The following is a 26,805-nucleotide window of genomic DNA, read 5'->3' on the forward strand; positions in this document are numbered from 1 at the left end:
TGGTTCCTTAAGGCGTTTTCGTCTGGTGATCCAGGGCGAAGGATTCTTCGGGTGAGAGGATCAGCTGATGTCTGCCGATCAGCGCAAAGTAGAGGATGCCGACGGCAAACCAGACGGCAACGCCGAGAACGCCCTGGCGATAGACGGGATCGGTGAGCTGGAAGCAGATGGTCACCGTGCCGATGAGAATGGTCAGCACCGGCCCCACCATGCCGAGGGGGCTGCGGTAGGGTCGGACAATGTCTGGCAGTTTCTGGCGCAGCCGGATAAAGGCAAGGGACTGCATGATGTAGGAAAACATGGCGGCGAACACGGCCATGTTGAGCAGGGTGCCGCCGATGATGACACCGCCCGTTTCGGCGCCGAGACTGAACCAGAGCACCAGCATCACGGTGAGTGCCAGCAGGGATCCGGAAAGCATCGCTACGTGGGGCGTTTTGAAGCGGCTGTGAGTGACGGAAAGCGGTGTTGGAAAATACCCCGCCCGGGAAAGGGAATAAATCTGCCGGCCTTTGGCATAGATGATGGCGTGAAAGGAGGCGATGAGGCCGATGATGGCCACCAGGGCGAGCACCTTGGCGGTACCGTCGCCGTAGATGGCACGCAGTGCGTCGAGCAGGGGTTCGCCGGATTGCCCCAGGGCATGGGTACCGACACCGATCACCGAGGGATTCAGCCAGAGGATCATGAAGGCGGAAATCATCAGGGTGAACATCGCCGCCAGGATGCCCCTGGGCATGTCGCGCTGGGGGGCATGGCTCTCTTCGGCGGCAAGGGGCAGTTGTTCCACCGCGAGAAACAGCCACACGGCGAAGGGCAGGGCGGCCAGCACGCCCGGCCAGCCGGTGGGCAGGAAGGGTCCGTGACCCTCCGGCAGTTCGACGCCATCCGGGCCGACATTCATGGCCCAGCGTCCGAAGTCCATGTTCGGCAGTGCGCTGGCCCAGAAGATCACCAGGCACAGCAGGGCGAGGATGGTCACGACCAGGGTCACCTTGAAAGACAGTTCCACCCCCCGGATGTTGAGGCCGACGAAAATCGAGTAGCCGAGCACCCACCACAGGGGCTGCAGCGCCGGAGGCGTTTCAAAGATGCCGGTGAGGTAGGTGCCGATAAAGAAGACGATTACTCCGGGCACGAGCACGTATTCGACGTTTTCGGACAATCCGGTCAGAAAGCCACCCCAGGGGCCCAGTGCTGTGCGGGCAAAGGAGTAGGCCCCGCCGGTATGGGGCAGCGCGGGCGACATCTCCGCAATGGAAAAGGTCAGACCCAGATACATCACCGAAATGATGAGGGTGGCGACCAGCATGCCGCCCCAGCCGGCAATCGAGAGGCCCAGATTCCACCCGGAGAAATGACCCGAGATTACCGCGCCCACGGCGAGTGCCCAGAGCGACCAGACACCCGCGTGCCGGCGCAGTCCACGGCGTTCGAAATAGCCGGCTTCAGCCCTGGTGTAGCCGACGCCCTGGAGACGTACACCTCCTTCAGTCACACTCTCAGCCTTTTCCGCTGGCGCCCGGTCGCGGCGCACGTTGCACAATCACACTGATCAGCCCGGGATCATACGGACTGGAGCCCCCATCGAGAAGCAACGGGTTGAGCAGGACATTGATGGCTGACAACAGAATTATCGAAGGCCTGAAGCTGTTGCGGGAACCGGACTTTCCCAAGCTCTTCGGTGCCCATCTGGTGGCCTGGTTCGGCACTTCGATGGCTCCGATCGCTATGGCCTTCGGAGTGCTCAATCTCACCGGTTCCGCACGGGACACGGGTATGGTGGTGGCCAGTCAGACCGGCACTCAGGTGCTCGCCCTGATGTTCGGCGGGGTAGTGGCCGATCGCCTGCCCCGGCGGCGGGTGATGATCGGTGCGGACCTGCTGGCGATGCTCGCGCTCGGTGGTATGGCCGTTGCCTTTCTCAGCGCAACGGCGACGGTGCCGCTGCTGATGGTACTGATGGCGCTGAATGGTCTCGCGCTCGCCTTCCACTCACCGGCGCTGATCGGATTCATTCCCGAAGTGGTACCGGCACACCGTCTGCAGTCGGCCAATGCCCTGATCGGTACTGCGCGCAGTGGTGCCACAGCGACTGGGGCCGCCATCGCGGGAGTACTCGTTGCTGCTTTCGGTGCTGGTATCACCATCGGCATCAACTCGGTGACCTTCCTCTGTTCCGCGGTTCTGATCTCACGGATCCCCAGGCGAGCGCAGGTGCCGATCGCGTCTGCGAGCCTCCTGCAGGACCTGCAGCTCGGCTTCCAGGAATTCACCTCGCACCGCTGGCTGTGGATCATCGTGCTGCAGTTCTCGCTGGTGGTCGCAGGCTTCCATGCCTTCCTCGGCCTCATCGGACCGGCGGTTGCCCGGGCCGAACTGGGCGGTGCTGCGGACTGGGGTTTCATCGTCTCAGCATTCGGGCTGGGTACTCTGGCCGGGGGTTTTGTTGCACTGCGGCTCAATGTGCAACGCCCCATGCTGTTTGCGACGAACTGTGTGTTCGTGTTTGCATTGCCGATTCTGCTCATGGCGCTCACCGATCTGGTCTGGGTGGTGGCGCTCGGCGCCTTTGCCAACGGCATCGCGGGGCAGGTATTCGGTGTCCTCTGGGTTACCACCCTGCATCAGCGGATTCCTTCCCATCTGCTGTCCCGGGTGAGCGCCTATGACAATCTGGGCTCCATCGTGCTCGCGCCTTTCGGGCTGGTCATGGCGGGGCTGTTGCTGGACAGTATCGGATCACGGGAGACTCTGCTGATCGCCGCGACCCTTATCATTGTGCCGACCGCGCTGGCGCTGCTCGATCGGGAAGTGCGGACCATGCGCGCCGGTCAGACATTCCGGGATAAATCTGACTCAGCGACACAGTCAGAGTCGGTTGCACCGGGGGCCTGAGTGACAGAATCACTGGATGGAGAAAAGGCATTGAACCCCAGTCCCGGTGCGCGAGCGTCTGAACGAAGTGCCTGGCTGGCGTTGCTGGCCGTTGCCGTTGTCGGTGTGCTCGGCTGGCTTTCCATGCACCCGCCTGCACCGGTTTCCGCTGCTGCACCGGCTACTGAGTTCTCCGCCGAGCGGGCCATTGTCGTGTTGCGGCGGCTGCTCGGCGACGAGACGCCGCACCCGGTCGGCAGTGCGGCCAACCGTGCAGTGCGCGACCGGCTGGTGGATGTACTGGAAGAGCTGGGCCTCGAACCTCAGGTGCAGCGCACGGTCGGCTGTTCGGGCAGCGGGCCCCTGTGCGCCCGGGTAGAGAACGTCATCGCGGCGATTCCCGGGCAGCGTGATGACACGGTCATGCTCATGGCGCACTATGACTCGGTCCCCCACGCACCAGGTGCGGCGGACGACGGTTCAGGGGTCGTTGCCCTGCTCGAGACCGCGCGCGCACTGCTGGCAGATGGCCCGACGAAAAATCGGATTCTCCTGGTTTTCACCGATGCGGAGGAGGTGGGCCTGCTGGGTGCCGAGGCATTTTTTGCGGAGCATCCGCTGGCGGCGCAGGTAAAGGCCGTCATCAACATGGAAGGCAGCGGCTCCCGGGGGCCTTCACTGCTGTTGCGGGCGACCAGTGACGGCGGGCGGCTGGTGCGGCTGTTCAAAGAGGCGGCACCGGCACCGGTAGCCCTGTCGGTGGCTCAGGAAATCTTCGCGCGCATGCCCAACGACACGGATTTCTCCGTTGCGGAACGTGCGGGGTTTCCCGCCATCGACTTCTCCTTCGCCTACGAATTCAACCACTATCACACGCCGCTGGACACAATCGCCAATCTGGATCCGGGTTCGGTGCAGCATCACGGTGAGAATCTTCTGCCGCTGGTGAAGCTGCTTCGCGACATGTCGCTTGAGGAAACTGCGCCGGCCTTTTCCTACCTGACTGTGCAGCAGAAGTTCTGGCTGAGCTGGCCGGCGACCTGGAATCTGCCGCTGGCGCTGGCAGCCCTGCTGCTGCCATTGCTGGTGATTGCGCGGGTGAGTCAGGCAGATCGTGCGGCGCTTGGTCTGAGTCTGCCGCGACTGCTGGCAGGACTTGGCATTGCCGGCGCCGTGCTGCTGCTGGCACTGCTGCTGTGTTTCGGCTTGCTCTGGCTGGCGGATCAGATTGCCGGCACCCGGGTGAATTTCCCGGCGAATCCCTGGCCCTGGCGTCTGCTGGTTTATGGCGCCTGTGGGTTGAGCCTGGGGGCGCTCGGCTGGTGGCTGGCGGCACGACTGTCCTTCTGGCCGCTGTTCCTTGGTGCCTGGACGCTGCTGGGACTGTTCGCCCTGACACTTGCAGTGGCTGCTCCTCTGGCGGCAAACCTGCTGCTGGTGGCGGGGGTGCCCGCGGCGGTGCTCGCCACCGTCGGTCTGAGTGGTCGCTGGCGTGCCGCGGGCCGACTGCAATCGGGTATCGCCATCGTCGCCCTGGCGCTGCTGGCCTATTCGATGCTGACTTTGAGTTTCGCGAATGAAGAGACCCAGGGCTGGCGGCTGGCACCGGCGATTTTCGCGGCCCTGGCGCTGCTCGTAGTGGCGTTGATTCCGCTGCGACCGGGTCGGGGCTTCGTCGTGATCGCTGCTGTTGCGCTGCTCGCAGGGCTCGTCTGGTCTGGTGTTACGGACCTGTATTCGCCTCAGCGTCCTCAGCATGTTTCGCTGCACTATGTGCTCGATCGGGACAACGAGCGGGCGCAATGGGCGGTAGTCGCCAGCAATCCACTGCCCAAACCGGTGCGGCGCGCCGGTGGCAAGATCACACTCGCCCCGGCGCGACCCTGGACCATCGGCGATGTGCCCCACTTCGATGCACCGGTGGTGGAGATCGCACCGTCCGAAATGCTCATCGAGCGCGATGGCAACCAGGTGAAACTGCAGTATCGACGGCGGGCGGCGGAAGCCTACGTGTTGCTGGTGGTACCGAAATCGGCCGGATTGAGTGGCGCGAAAATCGAAGGGCGGGCGCTGAATCTGGAGAACTCTGGAGAGAACATCGTGCTTGCCCTGTTCGCTCCCGGAGACGCGGGCGCCACCTTCGAGTTGACCTTCGATCGTGACGGCCCCGTGAGTGCCTGGCTTGCAGACGGCAGCAACCAGCTGCCCCTGCCGGTTCACAACCTGGTCAAAGCCCGTGGTGAACTGGCGGTACCCCAGCACAGAGGCGATCAGCGCGTCGCCTACCGGGTCATAACACTGTGAGTCAGCCCGAGCAGCATCGCGATCACTATGTGATCGGACTGCTCAGTGTGTTTTCGGTGTTCTGGCTGCTGCTCGCGTTCGGGGTCGAAGATCGTTCAGCCTGGCTGCTGGAGAACGTGCTCACCGGGGTGTTCGTGATCTGGCTGCTCTATTCCTATCACCGCTTCCGCCTGTCGCGGCTTTCCTACACGCTGATCTTCGTTTTTCTCTGCATCCATGTGGTGGGCGCGCACTACACCTATTCACTGACACCCTATGACGCGATGGCTGAATCGCTGTTCGGTCGCTCGATCAGCGATACTTTCGGCTGGGAGCGCAACCACTACGATCGCTTCGTGCACCTGTGCTACGGATTACTGATCGCCTACCCGATCCGCGAGATGTTTCTGCGCATCGTCAATGTGCGTGGTTTCTGGGGCTACTTCCTGCCCTTTGATCTGACACTTTCCTCGTCCTTTTTCTATGAAATGATCGAATGGGGAGCGGCAGTGGTGTTCGGCGGCGATCTCGGCATGGCCTATCTGGGCACCCAGGGTGATATCTGGGATGCCCACAAGGACATCGCACTGGGCGGCCTCGGGGCACTGCTGGCGATGGGTATCGTGATCGGAGTGAACGTCTGGCTGCAGCGGGATTTCGCTGCGGAGTGGGTCGACAGTTTCCGGGTCAAGCAGGCAGAACCCCTCGGCGAAGAGGCCATTGCCGAAATGCTTGCGGCGCGCCAGAGCAGGCTCGGGGAATAGGTGTGGTGTTGAATGGCCCTTCTACACTGTCGCGGCGGCTGATCGCACTGCTCGTGTTGTCCGGGGCCGGTGCGGGTTGCGATGACGGCGGCTTGCGGATGCTTGTGACGCCGGCGGCACCAGGCAGCGGTCAGGTCAATCTGGCGCAGGATAGCCAGGGCCGCGCGGTGCTGAGCTGGATTGAGACCGAAGTTTCCGGAAATCTGTTCACAACGGACAGCCACCACTCGGAATCTCCGCAGTCAGAAGAGGAGGTTCCAACAAGGCTGCGCACTGCAACTCTTTCTTCAGGCACCTGGTCACCGGCGGCAACCGTTGCCGGCGGTACCCGCTGGTTCGTCAACTGGGCGGATATTCCTTCGGTGGTACCCGTCGATGAATCGTTCTGGCTCGCCCATTGGCTGGTTCGCGCGGGAGACAGCCCCTACGCCTACGACAGTTATCTCTCCAGTTCGCCGGATGGCGGCGTGCACTGGGGTGCTCCTTTCAAACTGAATCTGGACGGCACGGCGACCGAGCATGGCTTTGTGTCTCTCTTCCCCCTCGATACCGGTAGCGGTGTCGGCGCCGGTGTGGTCTGGCTGGATGGGCGGGAGACCCTGCAGGGTGGTGACATGACGGTGCGGTTTGCGCGGGTGGATGCCCGGGGTCTGATATCGAATGAGACGGTACTCGATACCCGGGCCTGTGACTGCTGTCAGACCGATGTTGCGGTGGCGGCCGAGGGCCCGGTGCTGGTGTATCGGGATCGCTCCGAGGCTGAGATACGGGACATTTCGGTCAGCCGCTGGCAGACAGAGGGCTGGACACAGCCGGCGAATGTGGCGGTGGACGGCTGGCGCATCGAAGGGTGTCCGGTAAATGGACCCGCAATCGCCGCGCAAGGATCAGAACTCGCCGTTGCCTGGTACACGGCGGCAGATTCCGTGTCACGGGTGCGGTTGGCGCGTTCGAGCGATGGCGGTGCGAGCTTCGAGCCGCCGGCGACTGCAGGTGCCGGCGATCCACTGGGTCGGGTCGATGTGGCACTGGATGATCGCGGCCGCACCTATGTGAGCTGGCTGGAGCGCAACGGCGAGGGCGGAGCCACCCTGATGGTGCAGCGCTTCGGTCCGGGCACCCAGGCCCCGGGAACTCCCTATCCGACCATGACCACAGCTCTGAACCGGCCGGCGGGATTTCCCAGAATGCTGCTGCTCGGGGATGAGCTGCTGCTCGCCTGGACGGATGTCAGTATCAAGCCTGCCCAGGTTCGCACAGCACTGCTGCCAATTTCGCTGGTTAACTGAAGGAGACAGTTGCATGCCCACGGTCGATGTCGATGGCACCGCCATCTATTACGAAGAACACGGAGCCGGAGAGGCGATTCTCTTTGCCCACGGTGCGGGAGGGAACGCGGCGATCTGGTTTGAACAGGTCGCGGTGTTCGCCAGGCAGTACCGCTGCATCACCTTCGATCATCGGACCTTCGCGCGCTCACCTGCGGACCCGGCGTCCGTGTCGGTACCCCGGTTCAGCCGGGATGCACTGGCGCTGCTGGATGCGCTGAAAGTCGACCGCGCCCATCTGGTGGCCCAGTCGATGGGTGGCTGGACCTGTCTGCGTCTGCTGCTCGATCATCCGGAGCGGGTTGCGTCTCTCACCATGAGCTGTACGCCAGGTGGTCTGCCCAATCAGCGACCCACCGATTCCATGCGCAATCTGACGACCAGCACCGGGTCCTCGGGAGCGGGGGTGATGGGCACCATGGCGAAGGCCACTGCCGCGCGCCCGGATCGCATGCTGCTGTATGAGGCGATCAATGCATTCAATACCGGTTTTTCGATGAGCTGTCTGCGTGGTCTGGCGGATCCCGAAGTGGCGGTGAGTTTCGAAGACGCAGGGCGGATCGAGTGCCCGGTGCTGTTCATCTCGGGTGCGGAAGATCCCCTGTTTCCGAGTGACCTGCTTGCTTCCTATGTTCCCTATTTCCGGGATGCCCGCTTCGAGCTGATCCGTGACGCCGGTCACTCCCCTTACTTCGAACAGCCGGCGGTGTTCAATCACCTGCTGGCGGGTTTCCTCGAACACGGCAACGGCTGATGCCTCCCCGGGTGCAGGTGCTGCAGTCGCATCGCACGCCGCTGCCGGCCGCCTGGTATGAGACCTGCACTGCCTCGGTGCGGAAATGGGCGGAAGGCCGCGGTTACGATTATCGCTGGATGGGCGATGAGCTGTTCGATCCTCTGTCAGCCGAACTCAAGCAGAAGACGCTCGGCCAGCGCGCCATCGCCGCCGACCTGGGGCGTCTCCACGCACTGCGGCAGTCGCTTGCTGCAGGCTTCGATACCGCGGTCTGGATCGATGCAGACGTCTTTGTGCTGGCACCTGAGCGGCTCGAACTGCTGGATGCGGGACACGCCTTCGGCCGGGAGGTCTGGGTGCAAAGTCAGGGTGCTGACTGGCGCGTCTATTCCAAGGTACACAACGCCTTCATGCAGTTTGCCGCCGGGGATCCTCTGCTCGGCGCCTATCTCTATCTTGCGGAACGGATTCTCTACCGACACCAGGGCGCGCTGGTGCCCCAGCTCATCGGGCCCAAACTGCTGGCCACCCTGCACAACCTGCTGGATTTTCCGGTGATCGAATCTGCGGGTGTGTTGAGTCCACCGGTCGTGCGCGATCTGCTGACCGGCAGTGGTCCCGCACTGGACCTGTTCAGAGCGCGTTCGACCTGCATCCCGGCGGCAGTCAATCTGTGTGGTTCTCTGGTGGCTGCCGGGGAACTGGTCGATGCTGAGATCGATGAGATCATCGAGCGGCTGCGTAGCGCGCCTGAACTGCTCGCTCAGTTGCGGGACTGACGATCTGACGGACCGCTTTCCTCGAGGTATTCGAGCAGCATGCGGTTGACCGCCCGGTAGTTGATCTTGCCGTTTTCGTGGCGGAATCCGTCTGTCACCCTGTGCAGCCGCCGTGGATGCTTGTATCTGGCCAGGTGCCGGTTGAGATGTTCGTGCAGCAGCGAATCCGGCAGCTCGCGTCCCTCGCTTGTCCTGATCAGTGCTGCCACAGACTGGCCCCAGCGCTCGTCGGGAACGCCGACCACGGCGGCATCGATGATTCCGGGTACCTGTTTCAATGCTTCCTCCACCTCCTCGGGAAACACTTTTTCACCACCGGTGTTGATGCAGTGATTGCCGCGACCGAGCAGGGTCATGGTGCCGTCGGCCTCCAGTCGACACCAGTCGCCGGGCATGGAGTAGCGCACACCGTCAATCGTGGGGAAGGTCTCGGCGGTGCGGGCGGGATCCTTGTAGTAGCCGAGCGGCAGGGCGCCCGCCTTGGCAAGCATGCCTGCCTCTCCGGAGCCGGCGGGCACTTCGCTGAAGTCCTCGCGGAACACCTTGACGTCGGGACCGAGTTCGAAGCGGCCGGTGCTGCCGGATTCGCCGCGGCGGGCGGTTGCGGCGCCGATGCGTGAACCTTCCGAGGAACCCAGGGAGTCTGCCAGGGTGGCCCGGGGGAAGTACTCGAGCAGGCCCTGCTTACAGGGTTCGCTCCACATCGCGCCGGCGGAGGAGATGAGCTCGACCGAAGACAGGTCGTAGCGATCCGCGTGGCTGCGCAGGTGTTCGAGCAGCGGCAATGAAAACGCATCGCCAACGATGGCGATTCTCGTGACCCGGTGTCTGGCGACTTCCGCCAGGCAGGTCGCCGGGTCGAATGATCGGGTCGGCAGCACCACCAGGGTGCCGGCGGCGACCAGCGTGCTCATCACGGTTGTAAGCCCGGTGGAGTGCATCATCGGCGCGGCGGGCAGGGCGACCGGAAACGCCGCGCTTGCCCGCAGTGCCTGGATATGACCTGCCACGTCGGCCGCCGTCACCATCCCTATGGCGGCAATGCGGGCTCTGGCGGGCCACATGACCGCCTTCGGGTAGCCGGTGGTTCCCCCGGTGTACATGAAGTAGAGATCGTCGCCCGATCGCTCGATCTGCAGGGGTGTGCTGTCGCCCTGCAGGCACAGGTCTTCGAAACTCGAAGCGAAACCGGCGACCGGCGCATCGCCGACTTCGATGTACGTCCGCACCTTCGGCAGACGCGCCTTGAGCGCCTCCACCTGGGGCCGGAACTGGGCATCGTAGACCACGGCTTCAGCGTCCGAGTTGTCGAGCAGGTAGAAGAGTTCCTGCTCGACATAGCGATAGTTCACGTTGGCGTGCACGAAGCGGCCCTTCGCGCAGGCTGCGAAAAGCTCGATGTAGGCGGGGCTGTTGCGAAGATAGAAGGCGACTTTCGCGCCGGGCTGCAGACCCTGCCGGCCCAGGTTTCTGGCGAGCCGATTGGAGCGCTCGGCGAACGTCTGCCACGAACAGCTGAGTTCGCCGAAGCGGATGGCCGTTCGTTCGGGGAAGGCCTCGGCGATCCCATCGAACAGGTCACCGAAATTCAGATCGGGTATTGAATCAGACATGGCGGCGAATGCCCGGCGGGTCAGACCGGCGTTCGATGGGTACTCCCTGACGGTGTGAGGCTGGGCGTATTCTACAGATGCGGCAACCCCGCGTGAGCCATCCGCCTGAACCAGGCGTCCGGTAGCCCATAGATCTATGCATTGTGCGCTGGTGAGTTAAGATTCCGACGGTCAGAGAAAGGAGGAATCGGGATGTCGGAATTCAAAGACAAAGTCGTGGTGATCACGGGCGCCGGGGGCGGGCTCGGCCGCAGCCACGCCCTGGAGTTCGCGAAGCGCGGTGCCAAGGTGCTGGTGAACGACCTCGGCGGGTCTGTCGACGGCACAGGCTCGGGAGGCGCGGCGGACAAGGTGGTAGAGGAAATCCGCGCGCTGGGTGGCACCGCAGTTGCCAACCGGGATTCCGTGGCGGATCGGGCGGGTGCCGCGCGCATCATTCAGGATGCGGTGGATGCTTTCGGTACCGTGCACATCCTTGTGAATAATGCCGGTATCCTGCGGGATCGGACCTTCAAGAAGATGACGCTGGACGACTTCGACATCGTGATGCAGGTGCACATGATGGGGACTGCCTATGTCACGCACGCAGCCTGGCCGCTGATGTACGAGCAGCGCTACGGCCGGATCGTATTCACCAGCTCAGGCTCCGGTATCTACGGCAATTTCGGACAGTCCAACTATGGTGCGGCGAAGATGGCCATGCTCGGCTTCATGAATGTGCTGGCCCTGGAAGGAGCGGGTCGGGACATACGCGTGAACTGTCTGGCTCCGGGTGCTGCCACCCGCATGATCGGCTCCATTCCCGGCCGGGATGTGGATCCGGACAACCCGGATCCGGAACGTCATCCCCGGCTGGTGAGTCCCGCGGTACTGTTCATGTGCAGTGAGAACGCACCAAACGGGGTCACACTGAACGCTGCGGGGGGCAATTTTTCCCGTGCGGAGGTATTCGTGAACAAAGGCGTGCGTCTCGGTGTGGACGCGACCTACGAAGACCTGGCGCCGCTGGCCGAGCAGCTGCTGGATATGAAAGAAGCCGCGCCTCGACAAAGACGCCAGGGCTGATGCTGCCTGTCTTTCAGCTGGTGCTGACCAGCGGAGCGTCCGGAAATCAGCGGCGCTCGAAGCGGTCGCTGGCCCACCAGGCCAGCGGTGAGACACACAGCAGAACGGCAGGGACCGGGATCTGCGCGAGCACGTCGTGCAACTGCAGCCCCCAGCGGTGGCTGAGAAACCAGCGCGCCCGCAGCAGCGAACTGTCGTAGCCGAACTGCAGCAGTGACAGCGTCTGCCAGCGCCCGGTCTGCAGGTAGACGACGAAGTCGTTCAGCAGCAGCAGAAAGGCCAGGCTGAAACAGATCAGCGCCAGTCCGAACAGGGCAGAGGAAAACAGGCGGTCCATGGCCGCCAGCTTCGGAGAAAGTGCCGCCCGCTGTCCGTGCAGCGAATCACATTCGCAGAGCGCAGCCGCACTCCAGCGCAGATCGCCGAGCAGGGTGGATTCGATACCCTGTGCGAGTCTGGCGCACCAGGTCATGCGGACCATTTCGATCAGCCTGGCATCCGCGGGTCGACCCTCGTCGATCAGCCGGTAATGTGCGGCGCTTGGACGCTCGCAACGTCCGGGTTCTGCGCTCCGGCCTCAGCGCCTCAGACGTTCGCTGTTGCAGCGGGGATTTCGCAAAGTACCACCGCTTGAGGTAAGTTCTGCTGCAATCGATTCAAGGGCAGGTGCAGGGAGATGACTATGAAACTGGGACTGGGTATCGGACCGATGGGTGCGCCGGGTGGGGAGCGCATCATTGCACTGGCGAAGGAAGCGGAGAATCTGGGCTACGACACCATCTGGTGCCCGGAGATCTACGGTATGGATTGTTTCACGCCGCTTGCCTGGGTTGGCGCGCATACCTCCCGGATCAATCTGGGTACCTCCATCATGCAGATCTCGGCGCGCAGTCCGGCGTCCGCCGCCATGCACGCGGTGGCCATGGACTATCTCTCCAACGGCCGCCTGATTCTCGGCATCGGCGTTTCCGGTCCCCAGGTCGTGGAGGGCTGGTACGGTCAGCCCTATCCCAGACCCCTCGCGCGGACCCGTGAGTGGATGCAGATCTTCCGCAAGATCATCGAGCGCAAGGAGCCTGTGTCTTTCCAGGGCGAGCACTATCAGCTGCCCCTGGACGGCGGCACCGGCCTCGGCAAACCGCTGAAGCTGATGCAGCATCCGCTGCGCGAGCACATCCCCGTGTATCTGGGTGCCGAAGGACCGAAGAACGTCGCCATGGCGGCGGAAATCTGTGACGGCTGGATCCCGATGTTTCTGTCGCCCTACCGGATGCAGGAACAGTATGCGGACGCCATGCGCATCAAGCCCGCTGGATTCGAGATCGCTGCTGCGGTGCCGGTGGTGATCGATGACGATGTCGACAAAGCGAGAGCGCAGATCAAGCAGAATGTGGGCTTCTATGTGGGCGGCATGGGCGCGAAGTCGTTCAACGTGCACAAGGATCATGTGAGTCGCATGGGTTTTGGTGATGCGGCAGATGAGATCCAGAATCTGTTCATGTCGGGTCAGCGGGACAAGGCATTCGCGGCGGTACCGGATCAGCTGGTGGACGAAATCGCCCTGTGCGGACCCAAGGCCAGGATCCGGGAACGGCTGCAGGGCTGGAAGGACAGTCCCGTGACTCAGATCAATGTGGGTACAGGTGATCTGGACACCCTGCGGTTTTTTGCAGAAGAGCTGCTGTAGCCGCCATAGCAGCGGGCGGCCCGCCTGTGCAGCTGCGAGCCCCGCGCCGCTATCCCGCTTCGCGGTCGACCTCCAGCAGTAACCAGTCGAGGGCGGCTTCCCGGGTTCTGAACACCTCATATTCATAGGGGGGATCCCGCAGGGCGAGATACATGCGCAGGAAACCGAAAGATATCGCGCGCGGTGCGACAGCGGCGAAGCGACAGCCGGCGAGGGCGTCCGTGTGTGTGCGGGACACGGCCGCAATCTCACTGATCGCCGCATAGCCGAAGCCCGAGGCTCTGGCGTCTGGCGCAAAGCACAGTAGAGCGCGCCTGCCCTCCCAGCTCGAGTGCAGGAGATGGACATGCTGCAGATAGTCCACCACTTCGGCGGGTACAACGGTCCCGGTATACCTGGTTTCCAGATCAATGCCGGTGGCTGGGTCCGGTATCCGGTAATCAATGGGCATTTGCTTCGCCCGGTGGCTGGAGTGCTCGCTCCGACCCGATCGAGGATACCCGGTGGACAACTGTAGTAGAATCCCGCGTCCCTCCGGGAGGGCGGATTTCGACCCTGCGATTGAGCGGGTCGACAAAACGAACAACAGGCGCATACCAGCGCTCGAACTTCAGACAGTGTCAGGCCACCATGAGTGATAACAGCTACGTCTTCGAGGTAACCCCTCAGAATTTTCAGACCGATGTGATCGAACGATCCCGTCAGATGCCGGTACTGGTGCTGTTCTGGGCCGCGCAGATGGCGCCATCGGTGCAGATGCGCCAGATGCTCGAAAAAATGGTGGCGCAGTTTCAGGGCAAGGTCCTGCTCGCGCTGGCCGATGTTGCGAAGGATCAGGTGCTGGCCCAGCACCTGCGGGTAAGGGGTCTGCCCAGCCTGCAGGTCGTGCGGGATGGTCAACTGGTGAGTCAGGTGGAGGGGCCCCAGACGGAGAGCGCGCTGCGTCAGCTGCTCGATCAGCTCACCATGAGCTCAGCAGACGCACTGCGCGAACAGCTCGTGGTACTGCTGGAAGCCCGTGATTTCGCCACTGCCCTCGGACTGCTCAAACAGGCCATCGCGGAAGAGCCGAACAATCAGAACTTCCGAGTCGAACTGGCAGATGTGCTGGCCCAGCAGGGTGAGCTCGACGAAGCGCGGAACACGCTGGCGCTGATTCCCGCGGATGCCGAAGGCCGCGAACGTCCCCAGGCACGTATCGAGCTCATGCAGGAAGCGGCCACCATGGACAGCGCCGCTGTACTGACGCAGGAACTTGCCCGGCGACCGGACGATCTCGAGCTTCACTACAGGCTGGCTGTGGTGAAAGCCGCGGCGGGTGAGTATCCCGAAGCACTCGACCATGCCATGGCGATTCTGAGCAAAGACCGCACCTTCCGCGAAGACATCGGTCGTCTGACGATGATCCGCATCTTTTCACTGCTCGGTAAAGGCTCGGAGCTGGCGACCAGCTACCGGCGACGCATGTTCACCTTCATGCACCGCTGACAGACGCCGGATCGGCGCTCAGGCGCCGGCGTCCCGCGGACTGTCTCACTACGGCGGGCGCGTCCACCCTCTTTGTGATCTGCATCCCATCCTCAGTCTGAGGGCTCCCCTATCCTTCAAGTTCGGGAGGCAGCTGTTGCTGCGTGCCGCCATGCCTGCGCGCCGTGTTGTCGGCGGGTCGCAGTGGTCGTGTGGTGCAACGCTCATCTGCCGGTAACGTCGAACATCGGACCGGTAGCGACATGGATTCGCGCGAAACCTCAAAACTCGTCCTGGACTGGCATGACCGAAGAGTCGTGGCGGCCGGGTCCGGATGCACCAGCCTGGGTACCTCTGCCCGGTCGGATCTCACCGTGCCCGGTGAATATGCTTCCCGGGAGCATGCGCACATCGAGTGCCGCAAACAGTATTTCGTGTTCGTGGATCACAGCACCAATGGCTCCTACATCCAGACCGAGGATGAGCAGGTGACCTTCGTGCGCCGGGGTGAGTTCAAACTCTGGGGTAACGGCTGGATCGCACTGGGTGAGCGCCTCAACCTCGAAACCGCCGTGCGGTTCCAGCACACGTGAGCGAAGCGATGTTCTGCTGGCAGTCGGCGCAGGAAACCCACCAGGGAAACCGCAGAAAAAACAATGAGGACTCGGTACTCAGCCGTCCGGATGTCGGTCTCTGGGCAGTGGCAGACGGTATGGGCGGACACATGGCGGGAGATGTCGCCAGTCAGGCCATTACCGATTCTCTGCGCAGACTGTCGCTGGAAGGCAGTCTTGCCGACGTAGTGGATCGCATCGAAGACGCCCTGGTTTCGGTGAATGATGAGCTGCGCCTGCATGCCCGTGTGGAATGTCAGGGCGGCACCGTGGGCAGCACTGTCGTGGTACTGGTGGTGCGTGACAATGTGGGTGTTGCGCTGTGGGCGGGGGACTCGCGCCTGTATCGGCAGCGCGGCGGGCGACTCGAGCAGATCACCCGGGACCACAATCCGATCTGCGACCTGCTCGACACCGGCGGAGTGAGTGAGGCGGAAGCCCTCGAGGCGGATACCAACATCATCACCCGGGCGGTTGGCGGTCAGCCGGAACTGAATCTGGATGTCGTCGTCTTTGATGTCGCCAACAACGATACCTTCCTGCTGTGCACCGACGGTCTGTATCGGGAAATCGACCGGGAATCGCTGGCGGCACAGATCGCAGCGGTAAAGCCGGACGAAGCGGTCAACACACTGATGTCTCAATGTCTTGCGGGTGCGGCCAGAGACAATGTGTCTGTGGTCGTGACGAGGGCGCTGTGAATCCCGCCATCGAAGAGGACGCAACCGTTCTGCGTGTGGATACCAGTGTGTCCCGGAGTCTCTCGGGGGGCAGTGGTAACCGGGAGGCCGATGCACCCCGGGTCCTCAAACAGCGCTTTGTGCTCGAAGAGAAGCTCGGCAGCGGTGGCATGGGCACGGTCTTCAAGGCGAAGGACCTGCGCAAGGTCGAGGCCCGGGATCGGCAGCCGTTTCTGGCCATCAAGATTCTGAACAACGATTTCCGGGAACATCCGGAAGCTTTCATCGCGCTGCAGCGCGAGGCGGCGAAGTCCCAGGCCCTGTCGCATCCCAACATTGTCACCATCTACGATTTTGACAAAGACGGCGACGTATCCTTCATGACCATGGAACTGCTCGAAGGTCAGGAGCTCGCGCCGCTGCTGCGCGCGCATCCTGACGGGCTACCTGATCAGCTGGCCTGGGATGTGATCCGCGGGCTCTGCTCCGGTCTCAAGCACGCACACCACGCCGGCATCATCCATGCTGATTTCAAACCGGGCAATGTGTTTGTGTCATCGAAAAATGCGCCGAAGATTCTCGATTTCGGTATCGCCCGCGCAGTGCAGCTCACCGAGCGCAGCGGCGAAGATACGGTATTCGATCCTGCCCGTCTGGCGGCGCTCACTCCCGCCTACGCCAGCCGCGAGATGCTGGCTGGAGAGGCGCCCGAGACCCGGGACGATATCTATTCGCTGGGAGTAGTCATCTATCAGATTCTCACCGGCAAACATCCCTACGAACGGAAAGCGGCAGACGAAGCCGCCCGGGAGGGACTCAAGGCCGCCAGGCCCCGGCGTTTGAGTCGTCGCCAGTGGCGCGGTCTCGCCGCCAGTCTCGCCTTCGATCGGGCAGATCGGCCGGCGGATATCGCCGAGCTCGAGAAACTGCTCCTGCAGCCATCGCCCTGGCGTTCGCGCAGCGCTCTGGTGGCTTTTGGTGCGTTCACCCTGGCGTTCGGCATCAACTATCTGCTCGGGGATGCGGAGCTGACTACCGTCAAACAGGAGGTCCGTCAGCTTACCCTGGTGGACGTGCAGGTCGCCCGTCTCGCCGGTCTTCTGGAAGAACCGGTGTTTGATGATAACTGGCAGACGCAACTGGCGAAGGAGCTGGCAACACTGCAGCAGCTGCAGGGTGCGACTCCTGCGGTCGCCGCGCTGCAGAAACGCATTGCCGGGGCCTATACCGAGCGAATCGACGTCACGCCGGATCTTGATGCGGCGCTGCTGCTGTTCGAGCGGGGATCGGTGTTCGGTGAACTCAGCGAGGCACGGGAAAACCTCCGGGCGCGCGCCCTCGCCGGGCTGCACGAGCTGCTTGCCAGCTATCAGTCTGAAGATGTCTGGATGCAGGCCTTTGACAGCCAGATGGCGCGCATCTCCGGGCTGTTCGCCGGTGACCCGCGACTGGCGGAGATCCGCCTCGAAGTCGCAGAAAAACTCGAGGCACTGGTCCAGCAGTCGATCAGCGCGGGCGACGCGGATTCCGCCGGAACCCTGCTTACCGAACTGAATCCGCTGCTCTTTGATGCAGAGCGTCTCGACGCCCTGCAGGAGGGCGTCGAAACCGCGCAGCGTCAGCTGGCCCGCAGCCAGCGCATTGTGAAGCTTGAACGTACACGTCAGAACAATCTGGCGCAGCTCGAAGAGCTGCTGGGTCTGTCCTGTCCCCGTCTCGATCTCGCGGCAGTGGCGGATGTGTTCCGCACGCGCTTGCAGAAAGATGCAAAACTGGCCGAAGCCGGTCGTCGGCTGGTGGCCGAGCGGGTCAGCGGCTGCATGTCTCAGCTCGCAGAACTCGACCCGGATCGGGCAAGGGCTCTGGAGCGTGATGCCGAGCGCTACTTCGATGCGGACCTGCTCGCCGGCAACCGGGTAGCACTGGATCCCTGTGGACTCAGCTATCTGGTCGGCAATGGCGCCCAGAGTGGGCGCAGCGGTTACTGCGCTGATCAGATTGATGGTGACCTGCAGGGGCCCAGGCTGGTGGTGGTACCCACCAGCGATGGTGCCGGGCGATTTGCCATGACCCGACACGAGATCAGCTGGGCCCATTTGCGTCCCTTCTGTACGGATACCGGTGCCTGTGAATCGATAGTGCCTGCCGATGACGACCGTCTGCCGGTGCTGGGTGTCGGCGTGCAACTGGTCGAGGCCTATGCGCGGTGGCTCAGCAAACGCACGGGCTACCACTATCGGCTGCCGACCACGCAGGAGTGGCTGCGGGCCGCCGAGGGGCATGCGGATCCCAATCGCAACTGCCGGGTGCAGATCGACGGACTGCAGCGCGGCGTGTCACCGCTGCCAATCAGTGCAGGACAGCTCAACGCTTTCGGGCTGGTGCATATGCTGGGCAATGTCCAGGAATGGGTGCGCGATGACGACAGCCTGCGCGCCCTCGGTGGTGCCTATCTGGATCCGATCAGCGACTGTCAGGTCACTACCAGCCGCGCTCATGATGGTGCGGCATCTGCCGATACCGGATTCAGACTGGTGAGGGAACTGTCATGAGCCTGATGAAACTGGCACCGGAATCCGTGCGCCTGCGGCGTATTGCGAAAGCCCATGCGGCCGGTGAATTCAGCCTGAGTGACTACCGGCTCGCGCGACGGGAAGTGATCACCAATTTCAAAGCCAGTGTGCCTGATGATGACGACACACAGCCGCGCTGGAAGGGAGAAGTTCTGGAAAACACGGATGACACAACTCAGGGGACACCACCCACCCGGTCCGCAGTCGGCTGGATGATGCTGGTGCTGATACTGCTCACTGCGCTGGCTGCAGCCCAGGTGTTCGCGCTGGAAATTCCCGCGATGGCGGACCGGGATCCGAACCCGGCGACCAGCCCGAGACTGCCGGTAGAGCGGATCGTGCTGGGGGAAGTGCCCCAGCTGCCAGGTCTGTCGATCGAATCCGTGCAGGCAGTGGCGGATGCGGCGCTGGCGGATGTGCGGGCCCGCAACCAGCCGGGCCCTCATGGTTTCACACCAGCCGAGCTGGAAGAAATCGGCCGGCTGCTCAATGCGCTGGGTGCACATCAGCCCGATCAGCGGTTCAGTGCGCAGGACACCCGGGACCTGACGGAACTGGTGAAGGATCAGAAGCGCCGCCGCGGCGTGTCGGTGGTGGAACTCGAAGCCGTGGCCGGGGCGGTGCAGGCCCACTACCGGGAAGCCGGTTATTTCCTGGCGGCCGCTTATGTACCCGCCCAGTCGGTGGATGAGGGCAGTGTCCGCATCGACGTGTTGGCGGGCACACTGGGTGAAGTGGTGGTGCGCGGCAGCCATCCCCGACTCGCCGGGCGTTTTGACGATCTTCTGCATCAACCGATCACGGCCGAAGCAGTGAACACCCGTATCTATGCCCTGAATCAGGCTCCGGGCATTCTTGCCCAGGCGAGCTTCGAGCCGGGCGCGGCGGTGGGTGAGACCCGCCTGCAGCTCGAGGTCGTGGAGCAGACGACCTTCAACGGCAGTCTTGGCTTTGACAATCATGGCGATGAAGACACCGGAGAGACGCGCCTGAGCCTGAATGGCAGCTGGGCCAATCCGCTGAACCGTGGCGACCTGCTCAATGCCGGGCTGATTGCCGCGTTCCATCCCGCCAACCAGGTCTTCGGCTACCTGGGCTATGAGACCCCGGTTGGCGGACGTGCCCAGGCCCGGGTGCGACTGGCGAGCAACGACTTTTCCACCAGTGGTCTGGATGCCACGGATGGCGAGGGTCTGCTGTTTGACGCGAGTGTAGAGCGCTACCTGTTCCGCAGCCGAACCCGGGCGCTGTCCGTGGAAGCGGGTGCCGGTCTGCACCGTCTGGAATGGTCCACCGATAACGGTGATCTCGATCAACAGGTGCGTTTCCTGTCTGCGGCACTCAAGGGTCACCGGGTCTGGGACGCACTGCTGATCGAGGGTCGTGCGCGCCTCCACGCCGAGGCGGGCAGCATCGACGAAGAGACTTTTGCAGGTCAGGACGATCAGTACTGGCGGGTCGGTGTGGATCTGTTTGCATGGCGGCCGCTCGATGTGCAATGGCTGCCAGGCAGACAGAAGATTTCCGCTTCCTTTACCGGTCGTCTGACTGATTCCCAGCTGCCGAGCAGTCGTCGCCTGGGTGTGGCGGGTGCTGAAGGCGCGCGGGGTTATCAGCGTGATCTGTTCGTTGCCGACAGTGGCGGCCTGCTGCGGGTCGACCTGCGCACACCGGTAGCCCTCGGCGAGATCCTGTTCTTCTCCGATCTGACTTATGGCAGGACCCACAACAACATCGACGATACCTGGGCGCGTCTTGTCGACATCGGAGTTGCCTGGGAGGCCGAGTTCGGCGAAGGCTTTGTCAGCCGCCTCAGTGGTGCTGTGCCCATCCACACCGACGGCAGCGACGGGCTCGACGACGATGGTGTGCGGATATTCTGGTCGCTGCAGTACGCCCGATGATCACCCGGCTGAAGGAGAAAACGTCCATGCGAATGATGCTGCTGTACCCGGGCCTGCTGCTGGCCGGTGTGGTTTTCGCCGGTGAAGCGCCCATGCCCGCTGTACCGGATGTACAGGTGCCGGTGTCCGCCGAAGCCGCCTACCTTACCGGACGGGCCCAGACTGTGCGGATCCCGCAGCTCGACGAGGCTATTTTCACCGACATATCGCCACTGACGGTGCCCGAGCAGGCGATCCGTCTGCCCGAGGATCAGCAGGAGTAGTTCCTCTCCGGCCGCCATCAGACGCTATGTGGGTTATGCACATTTCGCAACTTCGTCTGTGACAGTGGTGAGATGGTGGCAGTTTTTCGCGTTGACAGGAATGTGACAGCGCTAACCTGTTGATCTATTGCGATTTAATCCGCATTCATCCGAGATTTTATTGTCCGACACAGTTTTTCTGCTTGACTTGGCCAGGCGGTTGTTGCGGAAGTTATCCCAAGAGTTATCCACAGGCGCCTGCACTGTTTCCTGATCGCGGCCCTGATCCCCTCTCCTGTTTCAGCAGCCAGCGCGCGGCCCGGCTGGCGGCAGACGTTTGAGTCTGAAATCATCCCACCTGCCCGGTCAGAAGCTTCCTGCGAGGTGGTGTTGAAGATTGGCATCCTGCAGACCGATTCGGTCCGCGACGAGTTCCAGCCCAGATTCGGCGATTACCCGGCGATGTTCACGCGCCTGCTGCGGCAGGCGGCGGACTCGTTCGAGCCGCGTGTCGAGCTGGAAATCCACAGCATCGATGTGCGCAGTGATCCGCTGCCGGACACGGTCGATTGCGACGGCTATGTGATCACGGGCAGCAAACACAGTGTGTACGAAGACCTGCCCTGGATACCGCCGCTGATCGAGTTTCTGAAGAAAGTCCGAAAAGCCCGGCGGAAAGTGGTCGGTATCTGTTTCGGTCATCAGCTGATCGCGCACTATTTCGGCGGGGAGACGACGCCGGCGGCCTGTGGCTGGGTCGTGGGTGTGCAGGACACCCGGCTGCTGACCGAAGAGTCCTGGATGAAGCCAGCCCGGCAATCGGTCGGTATGCTGTCGAGTCATAAAGACCAGGTGAGCCGGTTGCCGGACGGCGCGCGCCTGATTGCGAGCAGCGGTTCCTGTCCCATCGCAGGATTCGTGATCGAGGACGACATCATGACCCTGCAGGGACATCCGGAATTCGTGAAGGCGTATTCTGCCTCTCTCATGGACTTCCGCAGGGAAGTACTCGGTGAGCGGGTGTACCGGAAAGGCATCGAGTCACTGGCTGAGAACACCGATGAAGCGGTGGTTGCCCGGTGGATGCTCAACTTCATGGCAGGTTGATTCCCGCGAGGGGGAGGACATTCTGATGCGGAATTGCTGGCGGATCCTGATCTGTACTGCCGTACTGCTGCTGGCCGGTGGCTGCAGCGTGAAGAGCGTATACAACAATGCGGATCGTCTCGCGCGCTGGTCGGTCAGCGACTACCTGGATATGGACAGAGCCCAGCGCGACTACTTCGATCAGGAGTTTGCGGTGTTCATGCACTGGCATCGCACAACCCAGCTGCCCGCCTACGCCGGGACGCTGGAAGCGCTGGAAGCAGTCACCCGGGATGGGACGGACTCAGCTGAGATTCAGGCGCTGTTCGATGACATGTTCGGCTGGTGGGAGGCGATCGAGCAGCAGGGCCTGCCGATGGTGACAGAGCTGATGCTGTCCCTGTCCGATGCCCAGCTCGCGCGACTGCCCGAGAAACTCGCGGCCGACAACGAGGAACTTGGCGAAGACGAGGCCGGGCGGTCTCTCGAGGAAATCCAGGAGCACTGGTGGCGCGAATACACGGACGGATTCAGCCGTTTCAGCGGCAAACTGAACTCAACCCAGAAGGCGCACGTCGCCGCCCAGTCGGTGCACTACATCCCCCAGATGGCGCTGTGGACCGATTACCGGCGCCGCTGGCAGGCCGATCTGCTCGATCTGCTCAGAAATGAGCGGGAAGATCCGGAAAAATTTGCAGCAGCATTCGAAGCCCTGACAAAGCTGCGCAGGTCTTATTACGGCGCGGAACTGACCGCGGTGTTTGCTGCCAATGAGCGGCTCGCCCGGGACGTCGGGGTGTGGCTTATCAACAATCTGAACGAAAAACAGAAGGAGCGGTTTTCAGAACGGCTGCTGGAATATGCCGGCCTGTTCCGGGAGCTTGTTGCAGAAGCGCCGGTTGCACCACCCGAGGGTGGTGCCTGCCTGGTGCGCTGCCCGGCTGCTGCGGATTGAGTGCACCCTGAATCAGCGGCCGCCTTCACGCTCAGAGCGCCGATCCTTGTGATCGAAAACCGCCCAGGCGATCAGGTAGGCGGCAATCGTGAGCTTCGGAAAAAACAGCGCACACACCGCAACTGCGGTGCGTACAAAGGCAGGATCCGTCTTCAGGGCATTGGCAATGCCGGCACAGACACCGGCGATCCAGCCGTTGCGGGAATCCAGCCGGATGTGGATCCCCAGAGAATCGTTCGATCCGGAGCGGTAGCCGCTCATCGGCCCAGCACCCAGTCGCTGATCAGGAAGGCGGCACCATCGAAGGTATTCGGTGGTGCCACCGGGTGGGTCGGCAGGGCGTTGGCGAACATGCCGAAGAGGACGAAGACAGCCGCCAGCAGAATGATCGCCAGCAGGGATGCCCGGGGATGTGTCAGTCGGGAGAGCCGGATCTCACTGATCATCGGACCCCGGGGGAGTGCGTTTGATGCTTTGGTTTCCACGTCTGTATTCCTTGCCACTGGGAGCCTGCCCCCATTCAAATCGATGTCTTTTCTGAATTCACTGCCGCATTCGCGACGTACGTCTGTGGTTATTCAATAGTCGTGCCAATGCTTCAGGCGGGCTGAAGCTCCCTATTTTTCTGGCCCCCTGCGCGTTCGGGAGCGCGGTACGGCACCAGATTTCTCCCGCGGATGGTGAAGTTGACCAATTTTTAGCCAGCGTCGGCGCTGATTTCCCGGTGGGGGCCAGTCTGAGATGCTCAACCAGGTAGTTCGGAAGGAGGTTGATCAGGGCGTGGTCGAGGAGGGGTGACCCCGGGCCTCGCTCGGCAGCTCCGCTGTGCCCTCGTGTGGAGTTTTGCCTCGCGCAGGAACACGAGTCAAAACTCCGTACTCGGCCGCGCTACACGGCCCGGGGTCACCCCTCCTCGACCACGCCTGAGGAATCCTTCCGAGTTTCCTGGCTGCGTTTCTGGCTGCCAGTCGGGGAGATCGCGCGGCCCTGCCCTGGATCGATCTCGAAGCTGGGTGGCGCAGGGGGTGTGGCGGACCGTGGAGCGACGCCGAGGGCGGCCAATTGACCCGCTTCGGGGCAAGGGGCCAACAGAGGGCAGCGCGGAGCGCCGGAGCGAGGTCCGCCACACCCCCTGCGCCACCCCAGCCTCGAAAACAGCTCCGACAACGGGCCCCGCCGAGCACCCACACTGCAACGCCAGCGATCTGCCCCGCCAGGTGCGGGTCGATGATTTGGGACCAAGCCCGGCCGCCTTGCTCCCTGAGGTTGCCTCAGGTTAGATAACCTGCAGGGGATCAATCAGAGGGGGACGATCATGGATTTTCACTTTGCCAGTGTCTGGGAGCGGGTGGCGGACCGGGTACCCGGTCGTACCGCACTGATCTGGGGGGAAAACAGGCGTACCTGGGCGGAGTTCGATCAGCGGGCGGCGCGTCTCGCCTCGGTGCTCACTGCGCACGGGCTGGCACCCGGTGCGAAGGTCGGCCTGTATCTGCACAACACGGGTGAGTATCTGGAAGCTCAGTACGGTGTGTTCAAGATCCGCGGCTGCCCGATCAACGTGAACTACCGCTACAAGGCGGAGGAACTCATCTATCTGCTCGATAATGCGGACGTCGAAGCCGTGGTGTTCCAGAGCAGCTACGCGATGCGCCTGTGGGAGATCCGTAAACGCCTGCCCAAGGTGAAACTGTTCCTGCAGGTCGATGACCGCACCGAAGCGCTGCTCGACGGGGCGCTGGATTTCGAAACCGCCCTGTCCCGCGCTGCGCCGATGCCACGTATCGAACGGGATCCGGCGGACGTCTACATGCTCTACACCGGGGGTACCACAGGCATGCCGAAAGGGGTGATGTATCCCGGCGGTGAGTTCTGCGGGTACTTCGTGCGCATGGGTGCAGAAGGCCGCGGCCTTGTCCCGCCATCCTGCCTCGCTGAGGTGCCCGGCTATCTGGATCAGATCAGCGAGCCGCCGGTATCTCTGCCTGCCTGTCCGCTGATGCACGGCACGGGAATGTGGCTGGGCGCAATGGTGCCGCTGCTGGCCGGAGGCACGGTGGTGCTCATGCCGAAACTGGGTTTCGATCCGGATCTGCTCTTCGGACTGGTGGAGCAGCACCGGGTGAGCGACCTTGTGATCGTGGGGGATGCTTTCGCCCGCCCGATGCTGGCCACCCTCGATGCCGCGGCTGCACGCGGCAATGCGTACGATCTCAGCTCGGTGAAGCAGATCATCTCCAGTGGCGTGATGTGGAGTGCCGAGACCAAACAGGGACTGCTGCGTCACCACGACATGATCCTTGCCGACGTGATGGGCTCCACCGAAGGCGGCATGGGCAGCAGTGTCACGACCCGTGAAAGCACCTCGAAGACGGCGAAGTTCACCCTCAACGAAGGGGTGGCTGTGTTTACTGATGACGGTCGCCGGGTGACACCCGGATCCGCCGAGATCGGCAAGGTGGCCACCAGTGGTTTTGTGCCGCTGGGTTACTACAAGGATCCGGAAAAATCCGCCCAGACCTTCCGCGAGATCGACGGTGTGCGTTACAGCTTCCCCGGCGACTACGCCACCGTGGAAGCCGATGGCACCATCAACCTGCTCGGCCGGGGCAGCGCCTGCCTGAATACAGGTGGTGAGAAAGTATTTCCGGAGGAAGTGGAGGAGGCGGTCAAACGCCATCCGGATATCGCCGATTGTCTGGTGGTGGGGGTGCCGGACGAGCGCTTCGGAGAGCGGGTGGTGGCGGTGGCGAGCAGCAGAGACGCAAGTCTCGACGAAACCGGCCTGATCGATTTCACCCGGGATCATCTGGCGGGCTACAAACTGCCCCGTCACGTGCTCTTTGTCGAGCAGGTACAGCGCGCGCCCAATGGCAAGGCGGATTACAAGTGGGCGAAGAAAGTGGCCCTTGCCGCCTATGGCAAAGACACCGCGGCGGGTGGGGGAGCTCAGTGAACGCCGGACCCCTGAATGGCATTCGTGTGGTGGACCTCACCAGCATGATCTCCGGTCCGGTAGCCACCATGATGCTGGCCGATCAGGGCGCCGATGTCATCAAGGTGGAACCGCCGTCCGGTGACCTGGTGCGTTACATGGGTCCGAACCGGGAAGGATTGAGTTCCGGTTTCATCTCTGCCAATCGCAGCAAGCGCAGCCTCGTAGTGGATCTGAAAACGTCCGCCGGAATGGCGGTGGTGAAGAAACTGATCGCCACGGCAGACGTCTTCGTGCAGAACTTCCGCCCGGGTGCCATCGAGCGGATGGGTCTTGGCGAGGGAGTGGTGCGAGGCCTGCGGGAAGACATCGTCTATGTCTCGATCAGCGGCTTCGGGGAGACCGGGCCTTATGCCCACAAACGGGTCTATGACCCGGTGATTCAGGCGCTGTCCGGACTGGCGGATATTCAGAAAGACGGGGAGACCGGCCGGCCGAAGATGGTGCGCACCATCATCCCTGACAAGACCACGGCACTGGCTGCAGCCCAGGCGATCACGGCGGCGCTGTTTGCCCGGGAGCGCGGCGCCGGCGGGCAGCATGTGAAGCTGGCGATGCTCGATGCGATGGTGGCCTATCTGTGGCCCGAAGGCATGTCGGGCTTCACCTTCGTCGGTACAGAGGTGAAGGCTGCGCGGGCTCAGCTCGCCCAGGATCTGATCTTTCAGACGCTGGATGGCTATATCACCGCCGGTGCGGTTTCCGATGCGGAGTGGCAGGGCATGTGCCGTGCCCTGGAGCAGCCTGAGTGGCTCGAAGACGCACGTTTCCGCACGGCCAACGACCGCATCATCAATGTGCGCGAACGCCTTGCCATGACGGGCGAAGTACTTGCGACGCGCAGCAGCGCGGAATGGCTCGATCGACTGGATGCGGAAGGGGTGCCCTGCGGTCCGGTCCTGCAGCGTCATGAGGTCTTCGTACAGGAGCAGATCCGTATCAACGGCACGGTCAGCGAATATGACCATCCGGTGGCGGGGCGGATCCGCCAGCCCCGGCCCGCGGCACAGTTCGACAAGACACCTGCCTCAATGACCCGGCATGCGCCTACCCTTGGCGAGCACACGGCGCAACTGCTGGAGGAACTGGGCTTCGACCCTGGTACTTTGCGGGATCTCGGCTAGATTTAATCCAGTCCCGGATAAGTTTTCAGTTAT

The 26,805-nt window shown here is 62.8% G+C and carries 24 protein-coding genes; 18 read left to right on the top strand and 6 right to left on the bottom strand.

Annotation, left to right across the window (positions count from 1 at the left end):
- Window positions 1–7: 7 nt before the first annotated feature.
- A complete protein-coding gene (locus R3E82_00675) occupies window positions 8–1,498 on the bottom strand; it encodes an amino acid permease (GenBank protein ID MEZ5549380.1) in 1,491 nt (496 codons plus the stop codon).
- 119 nt (window positions 1,499–1,617) lie between these two features.
- Between R3E82_00675 and R3E82_00680 the strand changes: the two genes are divergently transcribed.
- The 6 genes from R3E82_00680 to R3E82_00705 are packed head-to-tail and all read left to right on the top strand — an operon-like array spanning window position 1,618 to window position 8,767.
- Window positions 1,618–2,898 carry an MFS transporter gene (locus R3E82_00680; protein ID MEZ5549381.1) on the top strand — a complete coding sequence of 427 codons (1,281 nt, stop codon included), beginning with the start codon at window positions 1,618–1,620 and terminating at the stop codon, window positions 2,896–2,898.
- A complete protein-coding gene (locus tag R3E82_00685; protein MEZ5549382.1) occupies window positions 2,899–5,181 on the top strand; it encodes a M20/M25/M40 family metallo-hydrolase in 2,283 nt (760 codons plus the stop codon).
- Window positions 5,178–5,924 (top strand): DUF2238 domain-containing protein, encoded by a 747-nt coding sequence (locus R3E82_00690; protein MEZ5549383.1) that lies wholly within the window; start codon window positions 5,178–5,180, stop codon window positions 5,922–5,924. The genes R3E82_00685 and R3E82_00690 overlap by 4 nt, the downstream gene beginning before the upstream one ends.
- An 8-nt stretch (window positions 5,925–5,932) precedes the next feature.
- Window positions 5,933–7,213, top strand: a complete 1,281-nt coding sequence (locus tag R3E82_00695) for a hypothetical protein (protein ID MEZ5549384.1) — start codon at window positions 5,933–5,935, stop codon at window positions 7,211–7,213.
- 13 nt (window positions 7,214–7,226) lie between these two features.
- Window positions 7,227–8,006, top strand: a complete 780-nt coding sequence (locus R3E82_00700; protein ID MEZ5549385.1) for an alpha/beta hydrolase — start codon at window positions 7,227–7,229, stop codon at window positions 8,004–8,006.
- Window positions 8,006–8,767, top strand: a complete 762-nt coding sequence (locus R3E82_00705; GenBank protein MEZ5549386.1) for a hypothetical protein — start codon at window positions 8,006–8,008, stop codon at window positions 8,765–8,767. Before R3E82_00700 ends, R3E82_00705 begins: the two co-directional genes overlap by 1 nt.
- On the opposite strand, the gene R3E82_00710 is transcribed toward R3E82_00705, so the two are convergent.
- The gene (locus tag R3E82_00710; protein ID MEZ5549387.1) at window positions 8,752–10,380 is read right to left on the bottom strand and encodes an AMP-binding protein; all 1,629 of its coding nucleotides are present in this window, start codon (window positions 10,378–10,380) and stop codon (window positions 8,752–8,754) included. The genes R3E82_00705 and R3E82_00710 overlap by 16 nt on opposite strands.
- Before the next feature lie 192 nt (window positions 10,381–10,572).
- On the opposite strand from R3E82_00710, the gene R3E82_00715 reads away from it, so the two are divergent.
- Entirely contained in the window at window positions 10,573–11,445 is an 873-nt protein-coding gene (locus tag R3E82_00715) for an SDR family NAD(P)-dependent oxidoreductase (protein MEZ5549388.1), read from the top strand.
- A gap of 46 nt (window positions 11,446–11,491) precedes the next feature.
- Here the strand turns inward: R3E82_00715 and R3E82_00720 are convergent, their stop codons facing one another.
- Complete coding sequence (locus R3E82_00720) at window positions 11,492–11,926, bottom strand: hypothetical protein (GenBank protein MEZ5549389.1); 435 nt, start codon at window positions 11,924–11,926, stop codon at window positions 11,492–11,494.
- 201 nt (window positions 11,927–12,127) lie between these two features.
- Here R3E82_00720 and R3E82_00725 point away from each other — a divergent pair, with 201 nt between their 5' ends.
- A complete protein-coding gene (locus R3E82_00725) occupies window positions 12,128–13,132 on the top strand; it encodes an LLM class F420-dependent oxidoreductase (protein ID MEZ5549390.1) in 1,005 nt (334 codons plus the stop codon).
- A 49-nt stretch (window positions 13,133–13,181) separates the two neighbouring features.
- Here the strand turns inward: R3E82_00725 and R3E82_00730 are convergent, their stop codons facing one another.
- Window positions 13,182–13,583, bottom strand: coding sequence for a hypothetical protein (locus R3E82_00730; GenBank protein MEZ5549391.1), 402 nt, complete (start codon window positions 13,581–13,583; stop codon window positions 13,182–13,184).
- A 179-nt stretch (window positions 13,584–13,762) separates the two neighbouring features.
- Between R3E82_00730 and R3E82_00735 the strand changes: the two genes are divergently transcribed.
- The 8 genes from R3E82_00735 (at window position 13,763) to R3E82_00770 (ending at window position 22,653) form a co-directional block, all read left to right on the top strand.
- A complete protein-coding gene (locus tag R3E82_00735; GenBank protein ID MEZ5549392.1) occupies window positions 13,763–14,620 on the top strand; it encodes a tetratricopeptide repeat protein in 858 nt (285 codons plus the stop codon).
- Window positions 14,621–14,862: 242 nt separating this feature from the next.
- Complete coding sequence (locus tag R3E82_00740; GenBank protein ID MEZ5549393.1) at window positions 14,863–15,192, top strand: FHA domain-containing protein; 330 nt, start codon at window positions 14,863–14,865, stop codon at window positions 15,190–15,192.
- Window positions 15,189–15,914 carry a protein phosphatase 2C domain-containing protein gene (locus tag R3E82_00745; GenBank protein ID MEZ5549394.1) on the top strand — a complete coding sequence of 242 codons (726 nt, stop codon included), beginning with the start codon at window positions 15,189–15,191 and terminating at the stop codon, window positions 15,912–15,914. Before R3E82_00740 ends, R3E82_00745 begins: the two co-directional genes overlap by 4 nt.
- On the top strand, window positions 15,911–18,445 hold the full coding sequence (locus R3E82_00750; GenBank protein MEZ5549395.1) for a protein kinase: 2,535 nt from the start codon (window positions 15,911–15,913) through the stop codon (window positions 18,443–18,445). The genes R3E82_00745 and R3E82_00750 overlap by 4 nt, the downstream gene beginning before the upstream one ends.
- Window positions 18,442–20,370: a ShlB/FhaC/HecB family hemolysin secretion/activation protein gene (locus tag R3E82_00755; protein MEZ5549396.1), complete on the top strand. Its 1,929-nt coding sequence runs from the start codon at window positions 18,442–18,444 to the stop codon at window positions 20,368–20,370. Before R3E82_00750 ends, R3E82_00755 begins: the two co-directional genes overlap by 4 nt.
- A 26-nt stretch (window positions 20,371–20,396) precedes the next feature.
- Entirely contained in the window at window positions 20,397–20,633 is a 237-nt protein-coding gene (locus R3E82_00760) for a hypothetical protein (GenBank protein MEZ5549397.1), read from the top strand.
- Between the two features lie 369 nt (window positions 20,634–21,002).
- Window positions 21,003–21,719, top strand: coding sequence for an amidotransferase (locus R3E82_00765; GenBank protein MEZ5549398.1), 717 nt, complete (start codon window positions 21,003–21,005; stop codon window positions 21,717–21,719).
- Between the two features lie 25 nt (window positions 21,720–21,744).
- Window positions 21,745–22,653 carry a DUF6279 family lipoprotein gene (locus R3E82_00770; GenBank protein MEZ5549399.1) on the top strand — a complete coding sequence of 303 codons (909 nt, stop codon included), beginning with the start codon at window positions 21,745–21,747 and terminating at the stop codon, window positions 22,651–22,653.
- 12 nt (window positions 22,654–22,665) lie between these two features.
- On the opposite strand, the gene R3E82_00775 is transcribed toward R3E82_00770, so the two are convergent.
- Both R3E82_00775 and R3E82_00780 read right to left on the bottom strand, forming a co-directional pair.
- Window positions 22,666–22,914: a PspC domain-containing protein gene (locus R3E82_00775; protein MEZ5549400.1), complete on the bottom strand. Its 249-nt coding sequence runs from the start codon at window positions 22,912–22,914 to the stop codon at window positions 22,666–22,668.
- The gene (locus tag R3E82_00780) at window positions 22,911–23,138 is read right to left on the bottom strand and encodes a hypothetical protein (GenBank protein ID MEZ5549401.1); all 228 of its coding nucleotides are present in this window, start codon (window positions 23,136–23,138) and stop codon (window positions 22,911–22,913) included. The genes R3E82_00775 and R3E82_00780 overlap by 4 nt, the downstream gene beginning before the upstream one ends.
- Before the next feature lie 830 nt (window positions 23,139–23,968).
- Here R3E82_00780 and R3E82_00785 point away from each other — a divergent pair.
- Complete coding sequence (locus R3E82_00785; GenBank protein ID MEZ5549402.1) at window positions 23,969–25,609, top strand: acyl-CoA synthetase; 1,641 nt, start codon at window positions 23,969–23,971, stop codon at window positions 25,607–25,609.
- Entirely contained in the window at window positions 25,606–26,772 is a 1,167-nt protein-coding gene (locus R3E82_00790; protein ID MEZ5549403.1) for a CoA transferase, read from the top strand. Before R3E82_00785 ends, R3E82_00790 begins: the two co-directional genes overlap by 4 nt.
- The last annotated feature ends 33 nt before the right edge of the window (window positions 26,773–26,805 follow it).

Source organism: Pseudomonadales bacterium, assembly GCA_041395945.1.
Lineage (GTDB): Bacteria > Pseudomonadota > Gammaproteobacteria > Pseudomonadales > Azotimanducaceae > SZUA-309.